Origin of the sequence: Williamsia muralis, assembly GCF_051487485.1 — a bacterium.
Classification (GTDB): domain Bacteria; phylum Actinomycetota; class Actinomycetes; order Mycobacteriales; family Mycobacteriaceae; genus Williamsia; species Williamsia muralis_B.
The window spans coordinates 62885-82780 of sequence record NZ_JAHVCV010000011.1; the positions used below are offsets into that span (position 1 = coordinate 62885).

Below are 19896 nucleotides of genomic sequence, written 5' to 3' on the forward strand. Positions count from 1 at the left end.
GGGTCAGCGCAGTAGTGCGCGTGACATCACCACACGCTGGATCTGGTTGGTGCCCTCATAGATTTGGGTGATCTTGGCATCACGCATCATCCGCTCGACGGGGAAGTCGCGGGTGTACCCGTAGCCACCGAACAACTGCACCGCGTCGGTGGTGACCTGCATGGCCACGTCGGAGGCGAAGCACTTCGACGCTGCGGAAATGAAGCCGAGGTTCTTTTCACCACGCTCGGCCCGCGCCGCCGAGGTGTACACCATCAAACGAGCAGCCTCGATCTTCATCGCCATATCCGCGAGCATGAACTCCACACCCTGAAACGAACTGATCGACTTACCGAACTGCTTACGCTCCTTCACATACGCAATCGTCTGATCCAAAGCACCCTGCGCGATACCCAACGCCTGCGCACCGATCGTCGGACGGGTGTGATCGAGGGTTTCGAGCGCGGTTTTGAAACCGGTGCCCGGCGCCCCGATGATCCGATCCCCAGGAATGGTGCAGTTCTCGAAATACAACTCCGCCGTCGGTGAACCCTTGATACCCAGCTTCTTCTCCAACGGACCGACAGTGAACCCCGGATCATCCTTGTGGACCATGAACGAGGAAATACCGTTGGCACCCTTCTCCGGATCGGTCACCGCCATCACCGTGTACCACGTGGACTTCCCGCCGTTGGTGATCCAACACTTCGACCCGTTGAGCACCCAGTTGTCGCCCTCTTCGCGGGCGCGAGTCTTCATCGCCGCCGCATCCGAACCCGCCTCACGCTCGGACAACGCATACGAGGCCATCGCCTCACCCGACGCAATCGACGGCAACACCTGCTGCTTGAGCTCCTCAGAACCCTTCAAAATCAAGCCCATCGTGCCCAACTTGTTGACCGCAGGAATCAACGACGCCGACGCATCCACCCGCGCAACCTCCTCGATCACGATGCACGCAGCCACCGAATCACCACCCTGACCGTCGTACTCCTCAGGCACATGGATCGCGTTGAAACCCGACGCCGTCAACGCCGCCAACGCCTCCTCCGGAAAACGAGAGTTCTCATCCACATCAGCAGCGTGGGGCTCGATCTCCTTCTCGGAAAGAGCCCGGATCGCCGCACGTAGCTCGTCGTGCTCTTCGCCGAGCTTGAACAGACCAAAATCGGGGTTGCCGGCCATCAGAACACTCCTCGTGATCACTGTGCGCGCGAACCTCGGGCGCCTTCTACGGTACTTAGTACCACATGTGTGGTACCAAGTACCAGTGACAGGAACGGGCATGCCCCAAGCAGAGACGACCCGCCAACGCCTTGCACGGGCGGCCTTTGCGCTGTTCGAAGAGCACGGATACGACGCGACCAGCGTCGACGACATCGCTGCACGCGCGAAAGTTGGCCGGACAACGCTGTTCCGCCACTTCGGGTCCAAAGAAGCCATCGTGTTCCCCGACCATGACTCACTGCAGCACAGCGCCCACAGCCATCTCGCCGGAACCGATCCCGAGATGATGCCGTCCGCGGTCATCGACGTTGCGCGTTCGGTCTTCGACAGCTACCTCACCGAAGGTGAACTGGCGCAGGCGCGTTACCGGCTTACCCGAACTGTTCCCGCGTTGCGTGACTACGAGGTCGCCACCGTCTCCAAATACGTCCGACTGTTCAACCGTCACCTGCAACCAACAGCAAACGACTCCACCGCACAGCTTCGTCACGAACTCTTTGCACACGCGGTTGTCGCCGCCCACAATCACGTACTGCGCCGCTGGCTACGAGGCGAGATCACCGACGCGCATCACGAGTTCACCGACGCGATGACAACTGCCCGCACAGTCCTCCACATCAGCGCGAAAGATTCCACCACTTCAGCGGTTGTGATCCTGTCCACCAACCAGCCGCTCGACTCAATTCTTCCGCGTCTACACGACGCGATCGGCGATCTCGGCTAGTCGCGTCAGACCGCGGTCCCGGCACATCGTCACCCCATCGAGCGGAATTCCGGACGCGCCTTCGGTGAAGAACTTGGTCCCAACGCAACGCCGAATCCGACCCGTCCGAACGGCGCCAGGCAATGACCCGACGTAGACCCCCGTACCTAGGCCCCGATTTCGGCACCCACGCGGTAGCCTTCGGCGATGGCGTGACTCAGTCGACGGGGCGTCACCGAATCACCGATGATGCTGACCGACGGCCCTGCCTCGAGTCCCAGCGTCGGCATCGGTACCCGCGGTTGATGCCACACCGTGAGGACGTCGTCGAACTCGATGTCGGCGCCTCCGAAGACCGGCCGCAAGCGCAATGCTTCCGACGACTTTTCCGGGACCACCAGGGTGTGCCCGACCTTGAAGTCGGTCCCTGACGTCCCGAGTCGGCGTAGTAGTGGTCCAGCGCTCTCGGCCGGCACACGTGAGGCCAGTCCGGTCAGCGGGGTGGCAAAGGTGACGTGCCATCCCTGCCGCACAAGTGCCTCCGCTGCACTGTAGGCGGGCCAGAATCCATCCCCCTCGTCGAAGACGACCGCTCGTCGACTCACCACATCGGGAAGTCGCCCCAACAGCACGTCGTCCACGGTCGCCGCTGGTCGGCTGTGCAGGCCGACTGGCAGGTCTGCGGGCCGGGATCCAGTGGCCACGACGACGTGATCTGCCACCTCGAGGATGTCGTCCACATCGTCGACTTCGATACCGGCTGAGAGGTTCACATCGACCTTCAGCCGGCGGAGTTCTCGCTGGAGGTAGTCGATGACATCACCAAGGGCTGCCCGGTGGGGCGCTGCAGCGGCGACGCGGATGGCACCTCCCAGCACCGTGTGCTGCTCGAAGACGGTGACGTGGTGCCCGCGACCGGCGGCGACACGCGCCAGCTCGAGTCCACCAGGGCCCCCGCCGATCACGTAGACCTCTTTCGGCTTTTGTACCTTCACCCCCATCTGTGGGTGGCGACCGCGACCGATCTCTGCGTTGACCGCGCAGTGAAGGTGAGGATCGAATGCCCTGCAGTCTTGGTTGATCCCCAGGCACCCCCGGATCTCGTCAAGCCTGCCGCTCTGCGACTTGATCGGTAGATCGGGATCGGCGATCAGTGCGCGTGCCATTCCCACCATGTCGACGTGGCCGGACTTGATGGCGTGATCCGCAGTGGCCGCGTCCCGAATACGTTGTCCGACAAGGGTCGCCACTCCGGTCGCCGCGCGCACCCTCGATGCAGATGGAATGGCCACCGCGTCCTCGTTCGACGAGTCCTTCACATACTTCCCGCGGGTGCCATGAGTGATGCTGAAGTAGTCGATCCCGAGGTCGGTCAGATCCTCCGCGATCCGCACGCAATCATCGATGTTCATCCCGCCGGGTATCTCTTCCTCACCGCTGAGACGCACTCCGAGAACAAAACCCGTTGGGACCACCGAGCGCATTGCCTCGATCACCAGCCTGGAGAAGCGCATTCGATTCTCGAAAGAGCCACCGAAACTGTCGGTGCGCTTGTTGGTCAGTGGTGACATGAACTGAGCCGGCAGGTACCCGTGCGCCGCATGCAGTTCGACTCCGTCGGCCCCCGCCTTCACCACGTTCTGCGTGGAGATCCGCCAGCCTTCGATGATGTCGTCGATCTCGGCAATCGTGAGCTCGTGGGGTGGGTAGGCGTCGCGGGCCGTCTTGATCGGTGACGGCGCCGACGGTGGCGCGTCTGATTCTCCGCCGATGAACTCCCGACCGAGGTGACACAGTTGAACCACGAAGCGGGCACCGTGCCGGTGGATCACCTTGGCCTTCGCCGCCGTGGCAGGCACGTAGTCGTCGATGTATGCCTCGATCAGCTTGCGCGAACGCAGGGTGGTGGTGGAATGCACGACGGTGGCCCCTCCGACGATCAGACCGACACCGCCTGCCGCCAGCCGCTCGAAATGCTCGGTGTCGCCGTGAGTGGGGACACCCCGCTCGGCCATGCTCGTTCCGGCCGGCAGCGCCACCAGCCGGTTCTTCATGGTCATCCCGCCGATCTCGATCGGGGAGAACAGATGAGGGAACTCAGCTGTCATCGGACCTCTTCTTTCAATCGTATTGGCTGACATGCTCATTCGGGGGCAACGAGTACTCGCGTCACCGGTTCGGACCGCAGTGTTGCTTCCACACGCCGCCGTAAGCGCTGCTCCGGCACGGTGAGTCGCACCGTCTCCTGGGAGACGTAGTCGGCCCAGTGGTTGAACGTGCAGTACTCGACGTACGTATCGGAGAGGTCGGCGGCCTGCATGATCCTGCATCGCAGTGCTCCCAGACGCAGCCGTGAGCGCCGTACTTCCGCGAAGTCCTGAAGGAAGGCAGAAACCCTGTTTTCCGCGACGAAGTAGGTGGTTTCGATCGTCACCGGCCGGTCGCCGTAACCATCGGTCGGTGGATCGGACCACGTCACGTCAGCCGGATCCGGGGCAATGGTTTCACTGGGGAAGATCCCGTTCCGCAGGACGCCGACCGCGGCCACGACCATGAGCACTGTTGCGGTGGAAACGGCTGGGACCAGACCGACGGCATCGGCTAGCACGCCCCAGATGATTGCCCCGACGGCCTGACTGCCCTGGAACATCAGCATGATGAACGCGATGATGCGCGCCTTGATCCAGGACGGGACCACACGGTGGGCCGCGATCATCCAGGTGCTCTGGACACCCACCCAGGCAGCGCCGACAACCACCATCAGCACCAGCATCACGTCGAGGCGGGTCACACACGCCATCCCGGCGAGAACGACCGCGTAGGCGCCAGAGCCCAAGGCGACGAATCGGTTCCAACTCATCCGGGCCCGCAGGGGCATCAGCGCAATCGTGCCTGCCACAGCCCCAACACCGATGGCGCCGGACATCACCCCGAACTCGAACGTGTTGGTGTGGAGGCGATCATGTGCGACGAGGGGCAACAGCGCCCACAGGCAGCTGGCCGGTACCCCAAAGATGGTCAGCCGCAGGAGCAATCGCCGCGTCCACCGGGAGTGGCGGATGAAGCGCAGGCCGCCGGACACTGCCTTGCCGATGGGGCTGCGTGCCGCACCGGCACCGGCTGCGGCCGGCACCTGCCAGGCCGCGATCAAGGCGCAGCCTGCGAACAGGACACCGACCGAAGCGAATGCCCACGTGGAGCCGAGACCGGCGAGGATCGCTCCACCGATCAGCGGGCCGATCGCCCGCGCACCGTTGAACACGGCGCCGTCGATCGCGGGAACGACCGTCATCATGTCGCGGCTGACGACGTGCGGCAGCAGGGCCTGCCAGACGATGGCGACGATGGCCAGCCCCGTCCCGGCGACGAAGACACTGCCCATCAGCACGCCGACGCCGACATAGCCGAGTACATCCAGGGCGACCAGTGCAACCGAAGCGATCAGCAGCACCACGGAGGTCGAGACGAGGAGTCGGCGATGGCTCGTGTACTCGGCTATTGCCCCGATCGGCAGTGCGAAGAGGAAGAACGGGATGCTGATCGCGAATTGAACGGCCGAGACCGTGGTCGCGGACTCCCCTGCTTCGGTCAGGATCCACTGTGCCGCGAGAACCAGGATCCATACGCCGACGCTGGCACCGAGTTCCACGAGCAGCAGCAGGCGGAGGCGCCGAACGCGAAGGGGTGCGAAGAAACCCATTTGCGTCGTGCCGACCATTGTTCGCCTCCTCGCTCAAACTGAACTTAGTTCAGCAAACCCGCCTGCGGGTGAGAACCGCACGATATCCTGAACTGAAGTCATGTCACTCCACCGTTTGTGACCGGAACAGGAGACTCTCAGATGCCGTCGCACAACCGCCTGCTGTGCCTGGGCTCCAGACCAGATGGACCGCTAGAGACCGGTGACCTCGTGATCACCAACGCACCACTGCCCGATTTGGCCACCGGCGAGGTGCTGGTTCGCAACACTTGGCTCTCGATCGACCCGTCGATCCGGATCCGGCTCAAATCGACGACCCCGAACGGATATCTCCCGCCCTTCGAACCCGGTGAACCGCTGGTCGGGCTGGCGCTCGGCGTGGTCGAAAGATCCGAGAACAGCGACTTTGCGCCCGGGGACATCGTGTCGCACATGTACGGATACCGCGATTACGCAGTCATCGGCACCGACGGCAGCACCATCGGCGGCTACGGGGGTCTGACTTCTCTCGACCCTGAAGACCTGCCACTGCAGTGGTTTCTCGGACCGTTGGGCAGCTCGGGACTGACGGCGTACGCCGGACTCATCGCGGTCGCCGACCTCCAGCCGGGTGACACAGTGTGGGTGTCGGCCGCAGCCGGAGCCGTCGGCAGCATCGCGGCGCAGCTTGCCAAACAGCGTGGCGCGGTGGTGATCGGTTCTGCCGGCAGCGCGGAGAAGGTGGACTATCTGGAACGAACACTCGGGCTCGACGCCGCGTTCGATTATCACGCCGGTCCGATCACCGAACTCCTGGAGCGAGCGGCGCCCGGAGGGATCGACGTCTACTTCGACAGTGTCGGATCTGACCACCTAGCCGCAGCTCTCGACAACATGCGACCCGGCGGCCGGGTCGCCATGTGCGGCGCATTGGCCGACTACGACAACACCACGCCGTCGCCCGGACCTTCGAACCTCTTCCAACTCGTCTCGAAAGGCGTTCGGATCGAGGGATATCGTGCGGGCTCGTTCAATCACCTCGCGGCCGACATGCGATCAGAGATCGCCGGCTACCTCCGCGATGGCCGAATGAAGTACAGCGAGTTGGTTTTTCATGGCCTCGATGAAGCGCCCTCGGCGCTCACCGCAATGCTGCGCGGAGACAACACCGGCAAGACGCTGTGCCGGCTGGGTGAGTGAACAGCGCAGGCGTTGCGTTCAGTTGAAGGCGACCTCGGGCGTTCGCGCGATGAGCAACCGGCGAACCTTGCCGGCCGCATCGAGCTGAGCGGTCGCGTTGAACGACGCCTCGAAATCGCCGTTGCGGGTGGTGCGTCCCAGGACGAGTTCGACATCAGAAACCACAGCGCCGCTGTCGATGTGATGCACCAGCGTGCTCTTTTCGCGCTGGGCGAGATACGCGATGAGTCCGTCGCGATCTCCGACGAACTCCGCAGACTGGCCGCCGCCCTTGGAGAACTGCACCGACATCATGAAGTCGTCAGTGATCATCGTCAGGACGCGGTCGGGGTCATCAGAATCCATGTACTCGAACCAGCGTGCCAGCACGGGGGTCGGAATCGACGTGCTCACTTGGATGCTCCTTCAGCAGTGGCCACATCGGACAGCAGCCCGAACTCGGCATCGAACGACACTTGGTAGCGGTCTATGCAGCCGTTGGCGTCGACATGCATCACGCCGACGAAGTAGCCGGTTGTGGTGGTGTCGTTTTCCGTCACCGCGCCGTGCGCGAAGAGCACATCTTCGTCGGCGGCCACGCGAAGCAGCTTGTGTTTGCGGTTGACCTTCGGCCGGTTTCGCAGATAGTCGAGCATGGCCTCACGCCCCGAGCCGCGATTTGTCCCCGAAGGCAACACCATCGCGAACTGAACGTCTTCGGACAGCAGCGACACCGCTTCCTCGAGCGCCCCACTGTCCACCGCGGCGTAATAATCCTCGATCAAAATGCTCATGAAATGAACTTAGTTCAGTAAAACCCTTCTTGTCGAGACCTCCCCGGGTTAGTCTCAGGTCACCAAACTGAACTCAACTCGACTGGACCGACATGACTGACCAACCCTCGTCGACCACCGCCGATCCCTGGCCCCGCTCGGAACCGCCGGCCCTGACGCCCGGCGCAGAGCAGCGGGAACTGCGGTCGGCCGTGCGCGGCCTGTTGACCAAACACAGCGACGTCGATTCGACGCGCGATATTGCCGAGACCGAGCCCGGCTTCTCCCGGGACCTATGGGAACGACTGGTGGACGAGATGTCGGTCGCAGCCCTCGCCGTACCGGAGTCGAACGGCGGATTAGGCTACGACACTGTCGAATTGGGCATCATTCTCGAGGAATGTGGCCGCTCCCTGATATGCGAGCCGGTGTTGTCATCGGCCATCGTGGGAACGCAGGCACTCTTGTTCGGCGCCGCAGACGGCGCCATTGCCCCACTTCTCTCCCAAGCCATGAACGACGGACTCGTCGTTGCGGTGAGCACGCTTGACCCCGCACACGATGGGCTGCGTGCCGAGAAGACCGACGGCCAGTGGTCGCTGGTGGGCCGCGCAACACATGTGGTCGCCGGCAACGCGGCGGACGTGGTCGTCGTGTCCGCCGAAACCCCCGACGGACGTCGGGTCTTCGCCGCTGCCACCGAGACCACGTCTCGGACCGACCGCCAGGTCATCGACCCCACCCGACGTCAGACCGACATCGTTTTTGATGGCGTCTCGGCCATTCCGCTGATCGGCCCTGACGACATCGAGGCCTTTCGGACCCGGATCGCCGACCTCACCACACTCGCACTGGCTTGCGAGAACACCGGGATGACCGATCGGTTGCTCGAATTGACCCTCGCCCACGTTCTGACGCGAGAACAGTTCGGTCGCGCGATCGGCTCCTTCCAGGCCATCAAACACCGACTCGCAGACCTGCTCATGACGCTGGAACGCGCGAGATCGGCCTCACGCTACGCCGCGGCGGTGTTTGCCGACGATCCCGACGATGCACGGTTGGCCGTCGCAGTAGCCGGTGCGGTGTGTACCGACGCTGCCATCGAGGCCGCGAGCGAGGCCATCCAACTCCACGGCGGCGTCGGTTTCACATGGGAGCATCCCGTCCACTCCTACTTCCGTCGAGCGCTGGGAAACGAGGCGCTGCAGGGTGATTCGCGCTCACATCGCGCACGTATAGCGGAGTTGATCGGCATCTGATCGTCGACGGGCCCGCTCAATCGGGTTTCTGCGGCCAAGGCTATTGACGCTGTCGCATCTAGCGAGTAAAACTGAAGTGAATCCAGTTCAATTTGAAGTCAAACGAGAGGTACAAGATGGTTGACACCGACCACATCCTGTTGGAGAAAGACGGAGACGTCGCCCGTGTGTGGCTGAACCGCCCGCACAAGAAGAACGCGGTGACCCCTGAGTTGCTGTACCGGCTCGACGAGATCATCGCCGAGGTCGACGCCGACCCGAACCTGAAGGTCCTCGTCCTCCGCGGGGTGAACAACACCTTCTGCTCGGGATTCGACCTGGACATCCTGCTGTCCGACTACGTCGGCAGCACCAACGCGATGGACGTCGCGGTCCTCTCCGCCAAGGTCTGCGACCGCCTGTACTCGATGAACACCCCGTCGGTCGCAGTGCTCGAGGGCTACGTCACCGCGGGCGGCTTCGAACTCATGATCTCGTGCGACTTCGCGATCTCCGCGGACGATGCCAAGATCGGCGACTTCCACATCCGACGCGCACTGTTCGGTGGCGCCGGCCCGATCTACCGTCTGCCCCGCATGATCGGCATCCGCAAGACCAAGGAACTGATGCTCACCGGCAAGCTCCTCTCGGGCATCGAGGCGGCCGACTTCGACCTCATCAACGCCTCGGCCCCGGCCGAGAAACTCGACCAGACGGTCGAAGAGTTCATCGCCCAGCTCACCGACAAGAGCCCGTTCATGATGAAGCTCACGAAGATGACGATCGACCGCGGCCTGGACGCAGACATCCAGTCCCTCATGGTCATGGAGCACCTCGCAGTCGGCAATGCGCTGCAGTCCGAAGACGGCCGGGAAGGTGTCACCGCATTCCTCGAAAAGCGCGAGCCGAAGTGGGTCGGCCGCTGATCGGCTGACAATCACCACCACTTCGGAGAGGACAAGAAATGGGCGAGACGCCGAACGCGGTGCTCGACGGAAGCAAGTGCAGCGTCTGTGGCACAGTCGCTTTCCCTGTCAACGACATGTGCAGCAGATGTGCCACGCGAACCACGACCGCGGTGGAGCTGAGCACGCACGGCACCGTCTGGGCGTACACGATTCAGCGCTTCCCGCCCAAATCTCCACCGTATATCCCACCCGCTGAGGGCTTTTCGCCCTTCGCGGTGGGATATGTGGAACTCCCTGAGGGAATCAAGATTCAAGCAATCCTCGATTGTGACGACTTCGCTGAACTGGACCGAGCACCGGTGAGCCTGGTTTCCATCTCACCGGTGCCCCGGTTTGCCGTCGGCACCACACCACCGTCTGGAGTTCGACGGTGACGCAGACTGTTTCGATCATCGGCGCCGGGCTGTCACAGTTCGGTCGGCAGCCGGGCATCACCGGCCGCCAGATGGCGGTCACCGCGATCGGTAACGCCCTGGACGACGCCGGGCTCACGTGGCCCGATGTCCAGGTGGCCTTCGGTGGCAGCGACGGGTCAGGCCTGGCCGATACGCTCGTCGCGGAGTTGGGCTTCACCGGCATCCCGTTCACCAACGTGAAGAACGGTTGCGCCACCGGCGGTAGCGCACTGTTCTCTGCGGTCAACGCAGTCCGCGCCGGGGCTGCAGACATCGCACTCGCCGTGGGATTCGACAAACACCCGCGCGGTGCCTTCGACCCCAAGCCGGCCGAATGGGGCCTGCCTGACGGATACGGCGAAGCCGGTCTCATGGTGACAACCCAATTCTTCGGGTCGAAAATTCTTCGATACATGCACCAGCACAACATCTCCCGCGACACCCTGGCCCGGGTGGCCGCAAAGGCCTACCGTAACGGCGCTCTCAATCCGAACGCCTGGCGACGCGAAGCAATGAGCGTGGAAGCGATCGCGACGGCAGACATGGTCAACGATCCCCTCACCCGCTACATGTTCTGTTCGCCAGGCGAGGGCGGCGCGGCGGTGATCGTCGCCAGCGATGCGGCCGTGCGCAGGTTGGGTGGTCGTCCCGTTCAGCTCCGCGCGATCTCCCACCGCACCAGACGTTTTGGATCTTTTGAGGTCTTCAGCCCCGCGGTCCAGGGTGAGGGTGAACCCACCAGCGTCAGCGCCGACGCCGCGTACGCCGCCTTCGAGCAAGCCGGTATCGGGCCGTCCGACATCGACGTCGCGCAGCTGCAAGACACCGAGAGCGGCGCGGAGATCATGCACATGGCCGAGTGCGGCTTCTGCGAACCGGGTGAGCAAGAGAGTTTGATCGCCGCCGGTACAACCGAGATCCAAGGCCGCATACCGGTCAACACCGATGGCGGGTGCATCGCCAACGGTGAACCCATCGGTGCATCAGGGCTTCGGCAGGTCCACGAGATCGTCACCCAGCTACGCAGGGAAGCCGGCGCGCGCCAGGTATTCGGCACTCCGAAGGCCGGTTTCACCCATGTCTACGGTGCCCCCGGGATCAGCGCATGCACGGTGTTGACGGTATGAGCATGGAGCAAACTCTCCCCGACCTCGGCCAGTTCACCGAGCAGGCCAAGGCATGGCTGCACAGCGTCGCCGCGCCTCGCACCGAAGCTCCCTGGGGTGTGGGCGATGATTCGGTCGCGGTTTTCGAGAGCTGGACCGCGGCCGAGGAGAAGGCTCACACCGATCGAATCTCACAGTACGAACGAGCCAAATTCGACGCCGGCTGGGGCGCACTGTCATCCCCGACCGAATACGGTGGCCGCAACCTACCCCTCTCGTACACACTGGCGTTTCGCCGCATCGAAGAAGGCTTCGACGTCCCCAAACGCACTGAGATGTTCTCGGTGACACAGCAACTCGTGGCTCCCACCATCGCTCAGTGGGGAACGCCTCACCAGCGAGATCAGTACGTCCGAGCAATGCTGCGCACCGATCTGATCGCCTGCCAGCTGTTCTCCGAGACCGAGGCAGGCTCAGATCTTGCCGCCGTCCGAACCCGGGCCGTCGAGTCCGATGGCTCATGGACCATCGACGGACACAAGGTCTGGACCTCCGGCGCGACAGTCGCCGACATCGGAGTCGCAGTGTGCCGAACCGATGCAGACGTCCCGAAACACCACGGCCTCACGGTTTTTCTCATCCCGATGAACTCCCCCGGTGTCACCGTCCGCCCGATCCGCCAGATGACCGGCGGCGCCTCGTTCAACGAGGTCTACCTCGAAGGGGTGCAACTCGACGACACCCACCGACTCGGCCCGGTGGGCAAAGGCTGGCAGGTGGCGCTCACCGTCTTGGCCGCCGAGCGCCTCGACGGTGGAAATCTCGGACTCGCCAACGCCGACCAGGCCGTCGAGTTGGCCCGTAACCTGGGCCGTCCGCTCAGTGACCTGGAGAAGGACCGTGTCGCCGATCTCGTGACCCGCAGCTACGTGCAGCGGATCAGCAACATGAGGGTCGCGGGAGCAGTGGTCGCAGGTGAGGATCCCGGACCCGAGGCGTCGTTGGGCAAATTGCTGGCCACCGACACCATGGCCCGTACCTCCGAGGTCGTCCGTCTTCTGCTCGGCCGCGACCTGACGTCCGACTCCGGAGTCTGGGGCACGTACGCATGGTCCGAGCACGTTCTCGGCGCTCCCGGATACCGGATTGCCGGTGGCACAGACGAAATCCAGCACAACATCATCGCCGAGCGTGTACTCGGCTTACCCCGGGAGCCACGCCCATGACCGCGCCGACCTCACCGTCCCTTCGAGATCACGTCGCCGAGAAGCTCTTGACCGACTGCGGTCTCGTCATGACGGGGTTCGAGACCTTGCCCGGCGGCCATTCTGGACTGACGTACCGGGTGTCGACCGATGGCGGCGACGTCGTGATCAAGGCAGTTCCGGAAGGCCAGCGCTCGATCGGCCGACATGACATGTTGCGACAGGCCACCATCCTGCAGGCGCTGGCGGACACAGCCGTCCCGGTTCCGCGCGTCGTTGCAGTGGACCGCACCGAACCGGCATGGTTTGCCATGGAGTTCGTTGCGGGTGAGTCGCTCGAGCCGGTGCTCGACGATCCCGAGGTCGAGCCGGCACTCGCGGCGAGCCGGATGCGCCGGGCCGCCGAGATCCTTCCGCGGCTGCACGACATCGACTTCACCGTGATCGAAGGCATCAACGAGCCGTTGACTCCCGCCGCCGAACTCGAGCGGTGGGCGCGCACCCTGGCCGCAGTGCCGCCCGAACTGGTGGTCGGCGGGGACGCCCTCCTGGAGCTGCTGAAGAGCGGCGTACCCGAACCGATCAAACCCGCACTGGTACACGGTGACTACCGACTGGGCAACATCCTGTCGCAGGGAACCGAACCGGTGGCACTGATCGATTGGGAGATCTGGAGTGCAGGCGACCCCCGAGTGGAACTGGGTTGGTTCTTCGTCTTCGCCGACGGCAGCAACTTTCCAGGAGTCGGCCGTGAGGTCTCCGGACTGCCCTCGACCGACGAGCTCATCGAGCTCTACACCGCTGGCGGCCGACCGCTACCCGAACTCACATGGTTCGACGCCCTCGGGCGCCTCAAGATGGCGGCCATCATGGGACACAATCTGCGGCGGCACCGTGAGGGTCGGCATCACGACCCCGATCAGGAAAAGCTGCCGGCCACCATCAACCGCCTGATCGACACCGGCACCGCACTACTCGTTCGCTGACCTTCAACCCCCAGGAGTTTCACCGTGGATTTCTCCTATTCGCCTCGCACCGAGGAACTGCTCGTCACGCTGGAGAGCTTCATGGACCAGTACGTGTACCCCGCCGAAAAGGTCTACGACGCGCAGATTGCCGCCAACGACAACCCTCACGAGCAACCGCAGGTCATGCGTGATCTGCAGGCGAAGGCGCGTGAACTCGGCTTGTGGAATCTGTTCATGACGCACGACGGCCTCGGCGCCGGTCTCACGAATCTCGAGTACGCCCCCTTGGCGGAGGTCGTCGGCCGCTCGATCATCGGCAACGAGGCGATCAATTGTTCGGCGCCCGATACCGGGAACATGGAGATCCTCGCCATGTTCGGAACCGACGCCCAGAAGGAGCAGTGGCTCAAACCCCTGCTGGACTGCAGCATTCGATCAGCTTTTGCGATGACCGAGCCCGATGTCGCCAGCTCAGATGCCACGAACATCACGTCGACCATCCTGCGTGATGGTGATGAGTACGTGCTCAACGGCCGGAAGTGGTACACGTCCGGTGTCCTCGATCCGGATTGCAAACTGATCATCTTCATGGGCAAGTCCGATCCCGATGGGCCGACATATCGGCAGCAGAGCATGATCCTGGTGCCCGCCGATGCCCCCGGTGTCGAGGTGCTGCGTGACCTCCCGATGTTCGGATTCAAAGACCGTCTGGGACACGGCGAAGTTCAGTTCACCGACGTCCGGGTGCCTGCGGCGAACATGCTCGGACACGAGGGCGACGGGTTCGCCATCGCGCAGGGACGTCTTGGACCGGGCCGGATGCACTACGCCATGCGCGCGATCGGTATGGCCGAACGTGCCCTCGAGATGATGTGCCGCCGGTCGCTGCAGCGCGTCGCTTTCGGCGGACCGCTGTCGAACCAGGGAGTCGTTCGCGAGTGGATAGCCCGCAGCCGCATCGAAATCGATCAGATCCGGCTCCTGGTTCTCAAGTCGTCCTGGCTGATGGACACCAAGGGAAACGCCTCGGCACGCTCAGAAGTGGCTGCCATCAAGGTCGCAGCCATGGAGGTCGCCCACAACGTGGTCAACCGCGCCGTGCAGACCTACGGCGCCGCCGGGGTGAGCGACGATACGATCCTCGCCCGGTTGCATGCCATCACGCGTGCCCTGCAGATCGCTGACGGCCCCAACGAGGTGCACCTGCGCACCATCGCCCGCCTCGAGGTGAAGAAATACAAATGAGCACACCATATTTGGACGGCAAGGTCGCTTTGGTGACCGGCGCCAGCCGCGGCCTCGGACTGGCCATCGCCCGCGGCCTGCGCGACGCAGGGGCCACAGTCATCGTCTCCAGCCGCAAACTCGAGGCATGTGAGGCCGCCGTCGCGAGCCTCGGTGACTCGGGACCCGGAAGCGCCCACCCGTTCGCACTCCACGTCGGACAGTGGGACTCGATCGAACCCGCCGTGGACCAGATCATCGCCGAGTACGGCAGTCTCGACATCGTCGTGAACAACGCCGGCATCGCCCCACTCGCAGAGAATCTCGTGTCGGTGACGGAGTCGCTGTGGGACAAGACGATCGAAGTCAACCTCAAGGGACCGTTCCGGCTCATGGCCGTGGCCGGGGCGAGGATGGTCGACAACGGAGGCGGCTCGATCATCAACATCTCCAGCATCGGCGCTGTACGTCCGAGTCCCCCGGAAGCCATGTATGCGGCCGCCAAGAACGGACTCAACGCTCTCACGATGGCTTTCGCACAAGAGTACGGCCCGACAGTGCGGGTCAACTGCATCATGCCGGGCGGATTCGCCACCGACATGGCGGAGAATTGGGACGATGAGTTCATCGGCAAGATCATCGACCGGCTCCCGGCGGGGCGCCTCGGGGATCCTCATGAGATCGCCGGCCTCGTGACGCACCTCGCGGGTGACGCTGCGGGCTACACCACCGGCGCCGTGATCCCGGTCGACGGTGGCCGGACCGCGGTCTACTGAAACGACGAGAAACAATGACAGCCAACACATTCTCCCCCGCCGCGACACCTGGTGAACTGTTCGACCTCAGCGGCCGCACGGCAATTGTGACCGGCGCTTCGTCGGGCCTCGGGCTGGGATTCGCCCGCACCCTCGCGGCTGCGGGCGCGACCGTGTACGCCGCCGCGCGGCGGCTCGATCGACTCGAAGAGTTGGCCGCGGCCGACCATCGCATCGTCCCGGTTCGGTGCGATGTCACGGTCGACGCCGAGCGGCAAGCCCTGGTCGACCGAGCGCATCGCGACTCAGGGCACCTTCACATCCTGGTCAACAACGCAGGACGGCCCGGACCGCCGAACGCGGAGGACGAAACCGTCGACGGATTCAACTCGATCCTCGAACTCAATCTGGTCGCAGGATTCCATCTGGCCACCTACGCCGCTACGCAGATGCCCGAAGGGGACCACGCTTCGTTCATCAACATCTCCTCGGTCATCGGCCTGGTGTCCACCGCACCGATCGGGGGAGCCAGTTATGCAGCCTCCAAAGCCGGAACCCTCGGTCTGACAAGAGAACTCGCCGGGCAGTGGGGTCGCCGCGGCATCCGGGTCAATGCCGTGGTCCCTGGTTGGTTCGACACCGAGATGACCGACGGACTCTTCGAGAACGAGAAGTCGGCGGGCTGGGTTCGCCGCAACACGATGCTCGGCCGCGGCGGAACCGACGGCGAGATCGATGGCGCCGTACTCTTCCTCGCGTCGGATGCCTCGTCCTACATGACCGGGCAGGCCCTGGTCGTCGACGGCGGATGGACGGCCCGCTGATGTTGGCGGTCCAACTCACCCGATGGGGCGCCCCGCCGCAATTGCGGACCGTCCCTGACCCGCAACCCACGGGCACGGAGTTGCTCCTCGAGGTCGGCGCTGTCGGCTTGTGCCGTTCGGATCTGCACGTCATGGACGCCGATGAAGGCCGCTTCGACTACCCCCTGCCGCTGACACTCGGACACGAGGTCGCCGGCACGGTGGTCGCGGCCGGGCCGGCAGCCGACCCGACTTGGATGGGCAAGTCCGTTGTGGTCCAGGGCATCTGGTCCTGTCGGAGTTGCCGCAATTGCCTGCGCGAGCGGGAGAATTACTGTTTGCGTCTGGCACCACACGCCAGCGGCAGGCTCGCGCCGATCGGAAACGGGCTCGGCCGGCCGGGCGGACTCGCCGAGCTCATGCTCGTACCATCGGCTGACGTCTTGGTGCCGATCGGTTCACTCAGCCACGCCGAGGCCGCCCCACTCGCCGATGCGGGACTCACCGCGTACCACGCGATCCGGACGAACGCCGACCTCATCGACGAGAACACCGTCGCGGTGGTGATCGGTATCGGCGGGCTCGGGCATCTCGCACTCCAGATCCTCCGCGACATGGGTGTCAGCCAGATCGTCGCCGTGGACACCCGGGCCAGTTCACTGGCTCTGGCACAGACGTTGGGAGCGCTCACCGCTCATCTCACCGTCGCTGACGCCGCCGACGCCGTCACCGGACTCGGAGGCGCCGACCTGATCTTCGATTTCGCCGGGGCACCGACCACGGTCGAACCGGCTGCGCACTTGTTGGCACCCGGCGGCCGGGTTGTGATGGTGGGCAGCGGAGGAGGCCGGCTCACGGTCGGCAAAGACGTCGGCCTGGTCAACGGATGGCACGCAAGTGCTCCCTTCTGGGGCACCAGGACCGACCTGGCAGCCGTGGTCGACCTCGCCGCCCGAGGCCGCCTCCACGCCGAGACCGAGACCTACCCTTTGAGCGAGGCCCCCGACGTGTACCGATTGCTGCGTACCGGCTCGATTGCCGGACGCGCGGTGATCATCCCGTCCGCTCCCCGACACCGAAGCCTCGAGAAAGAGACAGCGCAGTGAAGCTACTCGCACAGGAAATGCTCGCCAGGGCCGCGTCCACCCCGGACGCGATCGCTGTCGTCGACGATCTGGGCAGCCACAGCGTTTCCGACGTCGTTGCGGCCGCCCAGGCATTGGCCGACCGGATCGCTGCCGTCGACCTCCGCCCTCCGACTGCTCTCATCCAGGCCGACAACACCTGGCACACCGTGGCGGCCGCGCTGGCGGTCGGTCTGCGTGGTGGTGTGGTCGCGGTGTTCAGCCCCCACGCCGCCGAGTCCGAGTTCGAGCTCGCGATCGAAGACATCGACCCGGATCTGGTTGTGGCCGACGTGCAATCGCTGACCCACTGGGCCGTCTCGGACACAGACTTCCCTGTACTGGGCAACGCATTCGGCTCGCATCGCATCCGATCTCGACAGACGTTCAGAGACACCGATCGATGGTGCGGCGGTGCTGCAATCGCCATGACATCAGGGTCGACCGGGCGCCCCAAATGCGTTGTGCAGTCCGAGGAAGCGATTCGCTACGCCTGCCAGAGCACCATCGATGTGGTCGGGCTCCAGGCCGGAGAACCGATCGGCGCGTTTGTGCCGCTGTCGTCTGTGGCCGCCTACTGCTTCGGGATGTACCTTCCGGCCTATCTCGGCGGGACCATGGTCTCGGTCGGCAAGTGGTCACCCAGTGTCGCGTTGGAGGTGATGGCCCGCGAACGCGTGGCATGGACCATGCTCGTGCCGACCATGGCCCTGCAGCTGTCCGTGGTCGAGAACGCTGCGGGCGCACTGTCCACGATGCGCGCGATGACGGTCGGCGGCGGACCGATGAACGAGCGAGCGTTGCTGCAAGCCGAAACACACCTCGGAACCACCTTCTTGCGGGTGTTCGGAATGTCGGAGTGCCTCGGGCACACCACCCCAAAGCTCGATGACCCGCCGGCGATCCGCCTCGGCCGCGACGGTCGACCCTTCCCCGGAACCATCGTGCGAGCAGTCGATGCGGCCGGGGTTCCGGTGGCACCTGGCGAGATCGGCGATGCACAGGTCAAAGGACCTTCACTGTTCGTCGGCTATGCCCGCGGCGGCACCCCGGCACCGCCTGAGCTGACCGCGGACGGCTTTCTGCCCACCGGGGACCTCGTCGAGATCGCCGCGGAGGGTTCGATCCGCGTGATGGGCCGCCAGAAGCAGATCATCATCCGCGGGGGCCGCAACATCGACATCAACGAGCTCGAAGCGGCGATCGCGTCCATTCCTCAAGTGGTCCAGGTCTGCGTGGTGCCCGTTCCAGATGACCTGCTCGGGGAGAGGGCCGCCGCGCTGGTGGTCACCGGGGGCCCGCAGTTGACTCTTGAAGAAGTCACCGACCAGTTGGCCCAGTCCGACTTCCCCAAGTTCAAATGGCCCGAATACCTCTTCACCGTCGAGGATCTGCCACAGAATCGGGTGGGCAAGCTGTCGCGGCCTGACGCGGTTGGATTGGCGTCCAAACTGGTAGCACGAGCCGACCCGAGTTCAAGTCAACTGGGGTAACGTGAAAAAACACATTCCAGACAACGTCCCCGGGGGTCCACGATGACGGTTGATGCCACTGTGCGACGCGAGAGTCCGCGGTCCAAACGCAGCCGCATCCTCGCGGTCGCGATCGACCAGTTCGGCAAGGTCGGGTACGAGCACACCAAGTGGGCGTCCATTGCCGACGTTGTCGGTATCGGGCAGACGGCGCTGTACCACTACTTCGAGTCGAAAGCGCACTGCCTGCTCACGATCATGCGCCTCGAATTGGCCGATTCAGTCGAACGTTTCGACGCTGCCACCGCGTCCGAATCCGATCCCGAAGCGGCACTGCGGGCAGCGATCACGGCAGCACTAGAAGCTTCTCCGACCGACGCCTTACAGCGCCGAATCCTGCAGAACCACATGGATTTACTCGCTACACCGCGGCAGTCGGAGAAAGAAGAAGCCGAGCGGATCCGCTGCCGCGAGCTCGTTCACGAGATCGAGGTGAAATGGACCGCGCTCATCGCGTCCGGAATCAAGAGCGGGGCGTTCATCGACGAAGACCCTCGCATGCTCGGACGACTTGTCCTGCCGCTGATCATCAGTGTGTGGCGCTGGTACCGACCCGAGGGAAAACTCACCCTTGACCAGATCAACACGACGGTCACCGGTGCCGCTCTGAGAATCGTGCGGCCTTAGTACCCCTTCACCGGGCCCCTCAGCGGTATCGTCGGTCCTCGAAAATGAACAGAATTCAGTTAGGAGAAATGGTGTATAACCTGATCGTCCTGGGGACACGCCCAAGTGCCTGGACTCACGAACAGTTCATCGATTGGTGGCGCGGCGAGCATGCCGAACCCACCTACAAGTTGCCTGGACTACTGCGTTGGCAACACACCGATCTGCAGGAAACCTTTGACGACAAGTCGGCAGGCTGGGATGGACTGTCGGTCCTGAGCTTCGAGTCCCCCGAGGCACTCAAAGCGGCACTGGCGAGCCCGGAATGGAAAGCAGCCGTGGCGAACGTCGGCGACATGGGCGGGCGCCGCATGATCTGGTACGGCGAAGAGAAGACCCTGGTTCCCCTCGTCTCCACCTCGTGACCCCAAC

20 protein-coding genes are annotated in these 19896 nt (G+C 64.0%); 15 read left to right on the forward strand and 5 right to left on the reverse strand.

Going from position 1 to position 19896, the window contains the following annotated elements:
* Positions 1-3 precede the first annotated feature (3 nt).
* On the reverse strand, positions 4-1164 hold the full coding sequence (locus KXR83_RS23865) for an acyl-CoA dehydrogenase (protein ID WP_437426984.1): 1161 nt from the start codon (positions 1162-1164) through the stop codon (positions 4-6).
* Between the two features lie 100 nt (positions 1165-1264).
* Here KXR83_RS23865 and KXR83_RS23870 point away from each other — a divergent pair, with 100 nt between their 5' ends.
* Positions 1265-1930: a TetR/AcrR family transcriptional regulator gene (locus tag KXR83_RS23870; protein ID WP_437426985.1), complete on the forward strand. Its 666-nt coding sequence runs from the start codon at positions 1265-1267 to the stop codon at positions 1928-1930.
* Positions 1931-2076: 146 nt separating this feature from the next.
* Here KXR83_RS23870 and KXR83_RS23875 read toward each other — a convergent pair whose 3' ends face one another.
* Together KXR83_RS23875 and KXR83_RS23880 are read right to left on the reverse strand one after the other, a co-directional pair.
* Positions 2077-4017 (reverse strand): FAD-dependent oxidoreductase, encoded by a 1941-nt coding sequence (locus KXR83_RS23875; RefSeq protein WP_437426986.1) that lies wholly within the window; start codon positions 4015-4017, stop codon positions 2077-2079.
* Between the two features lie 35 nt (positions 4018-4052).
* The gene (locus tag KXR83_RS23880; protein WP_437426987.1) at positions 4053-5627 is read right to left on the reverse strand and encodes an MFS transporter; all 1575 of its coding nucleotides are present in this window, start codon (positions 5625-5627) and stop codon (positions 4053-4055) included.
* A gap of 123 nt (positions 5628-5750) precedes the next feature.
* Here KXR83_RS23880 and KXR83_RS23885 point away from each other — a divergent pair, with 123 nt between their 5' ends.
* Positions 5751-6788, forward strand: coding sequence for an NADP-dependent oxidoreductase (locus tag KXR83_RS23885; RefSeq protein WP_437426988.1), 1038 nt, complete (start codon positions 5751-5753; stop codon positions 6786-6788).
* An 18-nt stretch (positions 6789-6806) separates the two neighbouring features.
* Here the strand turns inward: KXR83_RS23885 and KXR83_RS23890 are convergent, their stop codons facing one another.
* Together KXR83_RS23890 and KXR83_RS23895 are read right to left on the reverse strand one after the other, a co-directional pair.
* The gene (locus KXR83_RS23890; RefSeq protein ID WP_437427057.1) at positions 6807-7133 is read right to left on the reverse strand and encodes a hypothetical protein; all 327 of its coding nucleotides are present in this window, start codon (positions 7131-7133) and stop codon (positions 6807-6809) included.
* Between the two features lie 44 nt (positions 7134-7177).
* On the reverse strand, positions 7178-7561 hold the full coding sequence (locus KXR83_RS23895) for a nuclear transport factor 2 family protein (protein ID WP_437426989.1): 384 nt from the start codon (positions 7559-7561) through the stop codon (positions 7178-7180).
* Positions 7562-7653: 92 nt separating this feature from the next.
* On the opposite strand from KXR83_RS23895, the gene KXR83_RS23900 reads away from it, so the two are divergent.
* The 13 genes from KXR83_RS23900 to KXR83_RS23960 all read left to right on the forward strand — a co-directional run bounded on the left by KXR83_RS23900 (position 7654) and on the right by KXR83_RS23960 (position 19889).
* On the forward strand, positions 7654-8799 hold the full coding sequence (locus tag KXR83_RS23900) for an acyl-CoA dehydrogenase family protein (protein WP_437426990.1): 1146 nt from the start codon (positions 7654-7656) through the stop codon (positions 8797-8799).
* Between the two features lie 116 nt (positions 8800-8915).
* Positions 8916-9704 carry an enoyl-CoA hydratase/isomerase family protein gene (locus KXR83_RS23905; protein ID WP_317712850.1) on the forward strand — a complete coding sequence of 263 codons (789 nt, stop codon included), beginning with the start codon at positions 8916-8918 and terminating at the stop codon, positions 9702-9704.
* Between the two features lie 38 nt (positions 9705-9742).
* Entirely contained in the window at positions 9743-10120 is a 378-nt protein-coding gene (locus KXR83_RS23910; RefSeq protein WP_437426991.1) for a Zn-ribbon domain-containing OB-fold protein, read from the forward strand.
* Entirely contained in the window at positions 10117-11268 is a 1152-nt protein-coding gene (locus KXR83_RS23915) for a thiolase family protein (protein WP_437426992.1), read from the forward strand. The genes KXR83_RS23910 and KXR83_RS23915 overlap by 4 nt, the downstream gene beginning before the upstream one ends.
* A 2-nt stretch (positions 11269-11270) precedes the next feature.
* Complete coding sequence (locus KXR83_RS23920; protein WP_437427058.1) at positions 11271-12473, forward strand: acyl-CoA dehydrogenase family protein; 1203 nt, start codon at positions 11271-11273, stop codon at positions 12471-12473.
* The gene (locus KXR83_RS23925; protein WP_437426993.1) at positions 12470-13438 is read left to right on the forward strand and encodes a phosphotransferase family protein; all 969 of its coding nucleotides are present in this window, start codon (positions 12470-12472) and stop codon (positions 13436-13438) included. Before KXR83_RS23920 ends, KXR83_RS23925 begins: the two co-directional genes overlap by 4 nt.
* A 24-nt stretch (positions 13439-13462) precedes the next feature.
* Complete coding sequence (locus KXR83_RS23930) at positions 13463-14665, forward strand: acyl-CoA dehydrogenase family protein (protein ID WP_437426994.1); 1203 nt, start codon at positions 13463-13465, stop codon at positions 14663-14665.
* On the forward strand, positions 14662-15420 hold the full coding sequence (locus KXR83_RS23935; protein ID WP_437426995.1) for an SDR family NAD(P)-dependent oxidoreductase: 759 nt from the start codon (positions 14662-14664) through the stop codon (positions 15418-15420). The genes KXR83_RS23930 and KXR83_RS23935 overlap by 4 nt, the downstream gene beginning before the upstream one ends.
* Positions 15421-15434: 14 nt before the next feature.
* Positions 15435-16223 carry an SDR family NAD(P)-dependent oxidoreductase gene (locus KXR83_RS23940; protein ID WP_437426996.1) on the forward strand — a complete coding sequence of 263 codons (789 nt, stop codon included), beginning with the start codon at positions 15435-15437 and terminating at the stop codon, positions 16221-16223.
* On the forward strand, positions 16223-17308 hold the full coding sequence (locus tag KXR83_RS23945) for an NAD(P)-dependent alcohol dehydrogenase (RefSeq protein WP_437426997.1): 1086 nt from the start codon (positions 16223-16225) through the stop codon (positions 17306-17308). The genes KXR83_RS23940 and KXR83_RS23945 overlap by 1 nt, the downstream gene beginning before the upstream one ends.
* 17 nt (positions 17309-17325) lie before the next feature.
* On the forward strand, positions 17326-18819 hold the full coding sequence (locus KXR83_RS23950; RefSeq protein ID WP_399510375.1) for a class I adenylate-forming enzyme family protein: 1494 nt from the start codon (positions 17326-17328) through the stop codon (positions 18817-18819).
* A 42-nt stretch (positions 18820-18861) separates the two neighbouring features.
* Positions 18862-19485 (forward strand): TetR/AcrR family transcriptional regulator, encoded by a 624-nt coding sequence (locus KXR83_RS23955; protein WP_116916718.1) that lies wholly within the window; start codon positions 18862-18864, stop codon positions 19483-19485.
* Positions 19486-19556: 71 nt separating this feature from the next.
* Entirely contained in the window at positions 19557-19889 is a 333-nt protein-coding gene (locus KXR83_RS23960) for an EthD domain-containing protein (RefSeq protein WP_437427059.1), read from the forward strand.
* The last annotated feature ends 7 nt before the right edge of the window (positions 19890-19896 follow it).

What these genes read in the sequence shown, in the direction of transcription:
- KXR83_RS23920 (WP_437427058.1), top strand. Translation starts at nt 11,271, where the DNA reads ATGGAGCAAACTCTCCCCGACCTCGGCCAGTTCACCGAGCAGGCCAAG.
- KXR83_RS23940 (WP_437426996.1), top strand. Translation starts at nt 15,435, where the DNA reads ATGACAGCCAACACATTCTCCCCCGCCGCGACACCTGGTGAACTGTTC.
- KXR83_RS23870 (WP_437426985.1), top strand. Translation starts at nt 1,265, where the DNA reads ATGCCCCAAGCAGAGACGACCCGCCAACGCCTTGCACGGGCGGCCTTT.
- KXR83_RS23900 (WP_437426990.1), top strand. Translation starts at nt 7,654, where the DNA reads ATGACTGACCAACCCTCGTCGACCACCGCCGATCCCTGGCCCCGCTCG.
- KXR83_RS23945 (WP_437426997.1), top strand. Translation starts at nt 16,223, where the DNA reads ATGTTGGCGGTCCAACTCACCCGATGGGGCGCCCCGCCGCAATTGCGG.
- KXR83_RS23875 (WP_437426986.1), bottom strand. Translation starts at nt 4,017, where the DNA reads ATGACAGCTGAGTTCCCTCATCTGTTCTCCCCGATCGAGATCGGCGGG.
- KXR83_RS23905 (WP_317712850.1), top strand. Translation starts at nt 8,916, where the DNA reads ATGGTTGACACCGACCACATCCTGTTGGAGAAAGACGGAGACGTCGCC.
- KXR83_RS23890 (WP_437427057.1), bottom strand. Translation starts at nt 7,133, where the DNA reads ATGGATTCTGATGACCCCGACCGCGTCCTGACGATGATCACTGACGAC.
- KXR83_RS23895 (WP_437426989.1), bottom strand. Translation starts at nt 7,561, where the DNA reads ATGAGCATTTTGATCGAGGATTATTACGCCGCGGTGGACAGTGGGGCG.
- KXR83_RS23885 (WP_437426988.1), top strand. Translation starts at nt 5,751, where the DNA reads ATGCCGTCGCACAACCGCCTGCTGTGCCTGGGCTCCAGACCAGATGGA.
- KXR83_RS23935 (WP_437426995.1), top strand. Translation starts at nt 14,662, where the DNA reads ATGAGCACACCATATTTGGACGGCAAGGTCGCTTTGGTGACCGGCGCC.
- KXR83_RS23955 (WP_116916718.1), top strand. Translation starts at nt 18,862, where the DNA reads ATGACGGTTGATGCCACTGTGCGACGCGAGAGTCCGCGGTCCAAACGC.
- KXR83_RS23880 (WP_437426987.1), bottom strand. Translation starts at nt 5,627, where the DNA reads ATGGTCGGCACGACGCAAATGGGTTTCTTCGCACCCCTTCGCGTTCGG.
- KXR83_RS23865 (WP_437426984.1), bottom strand. Translation starts at nt 1,164, where the DNA reads ATGGCCGGCAACCCCGATTTTGGTCTGTTCAAGCTCGGCGAAGAGCAC.
- KXR83_RS23950 (WP_399510375.1), top strand. Translation starts at nt 17,326, where the DNA reads ATGCTCGCCAGGGCCGCGTCCACCCCGGACGCGATCGCTGTCGTCGAC.
- KXR83_RS23910 (WP_437426991.1), top strand. Translation starts at nt 9,743, where the DNA reads ATGGGCGAGACGCCGAACGCGGTGCTCGACGGAAGCAAGTGCAGCGTC.
- KXR83_RS23925 (WP_437426993.1), top strand. Translation starts at nt 12,470, where the DNA reads ATGACCGCGCCGACCTCACCGTCCCTTCGAGATCACGTCGCCGAGAAG.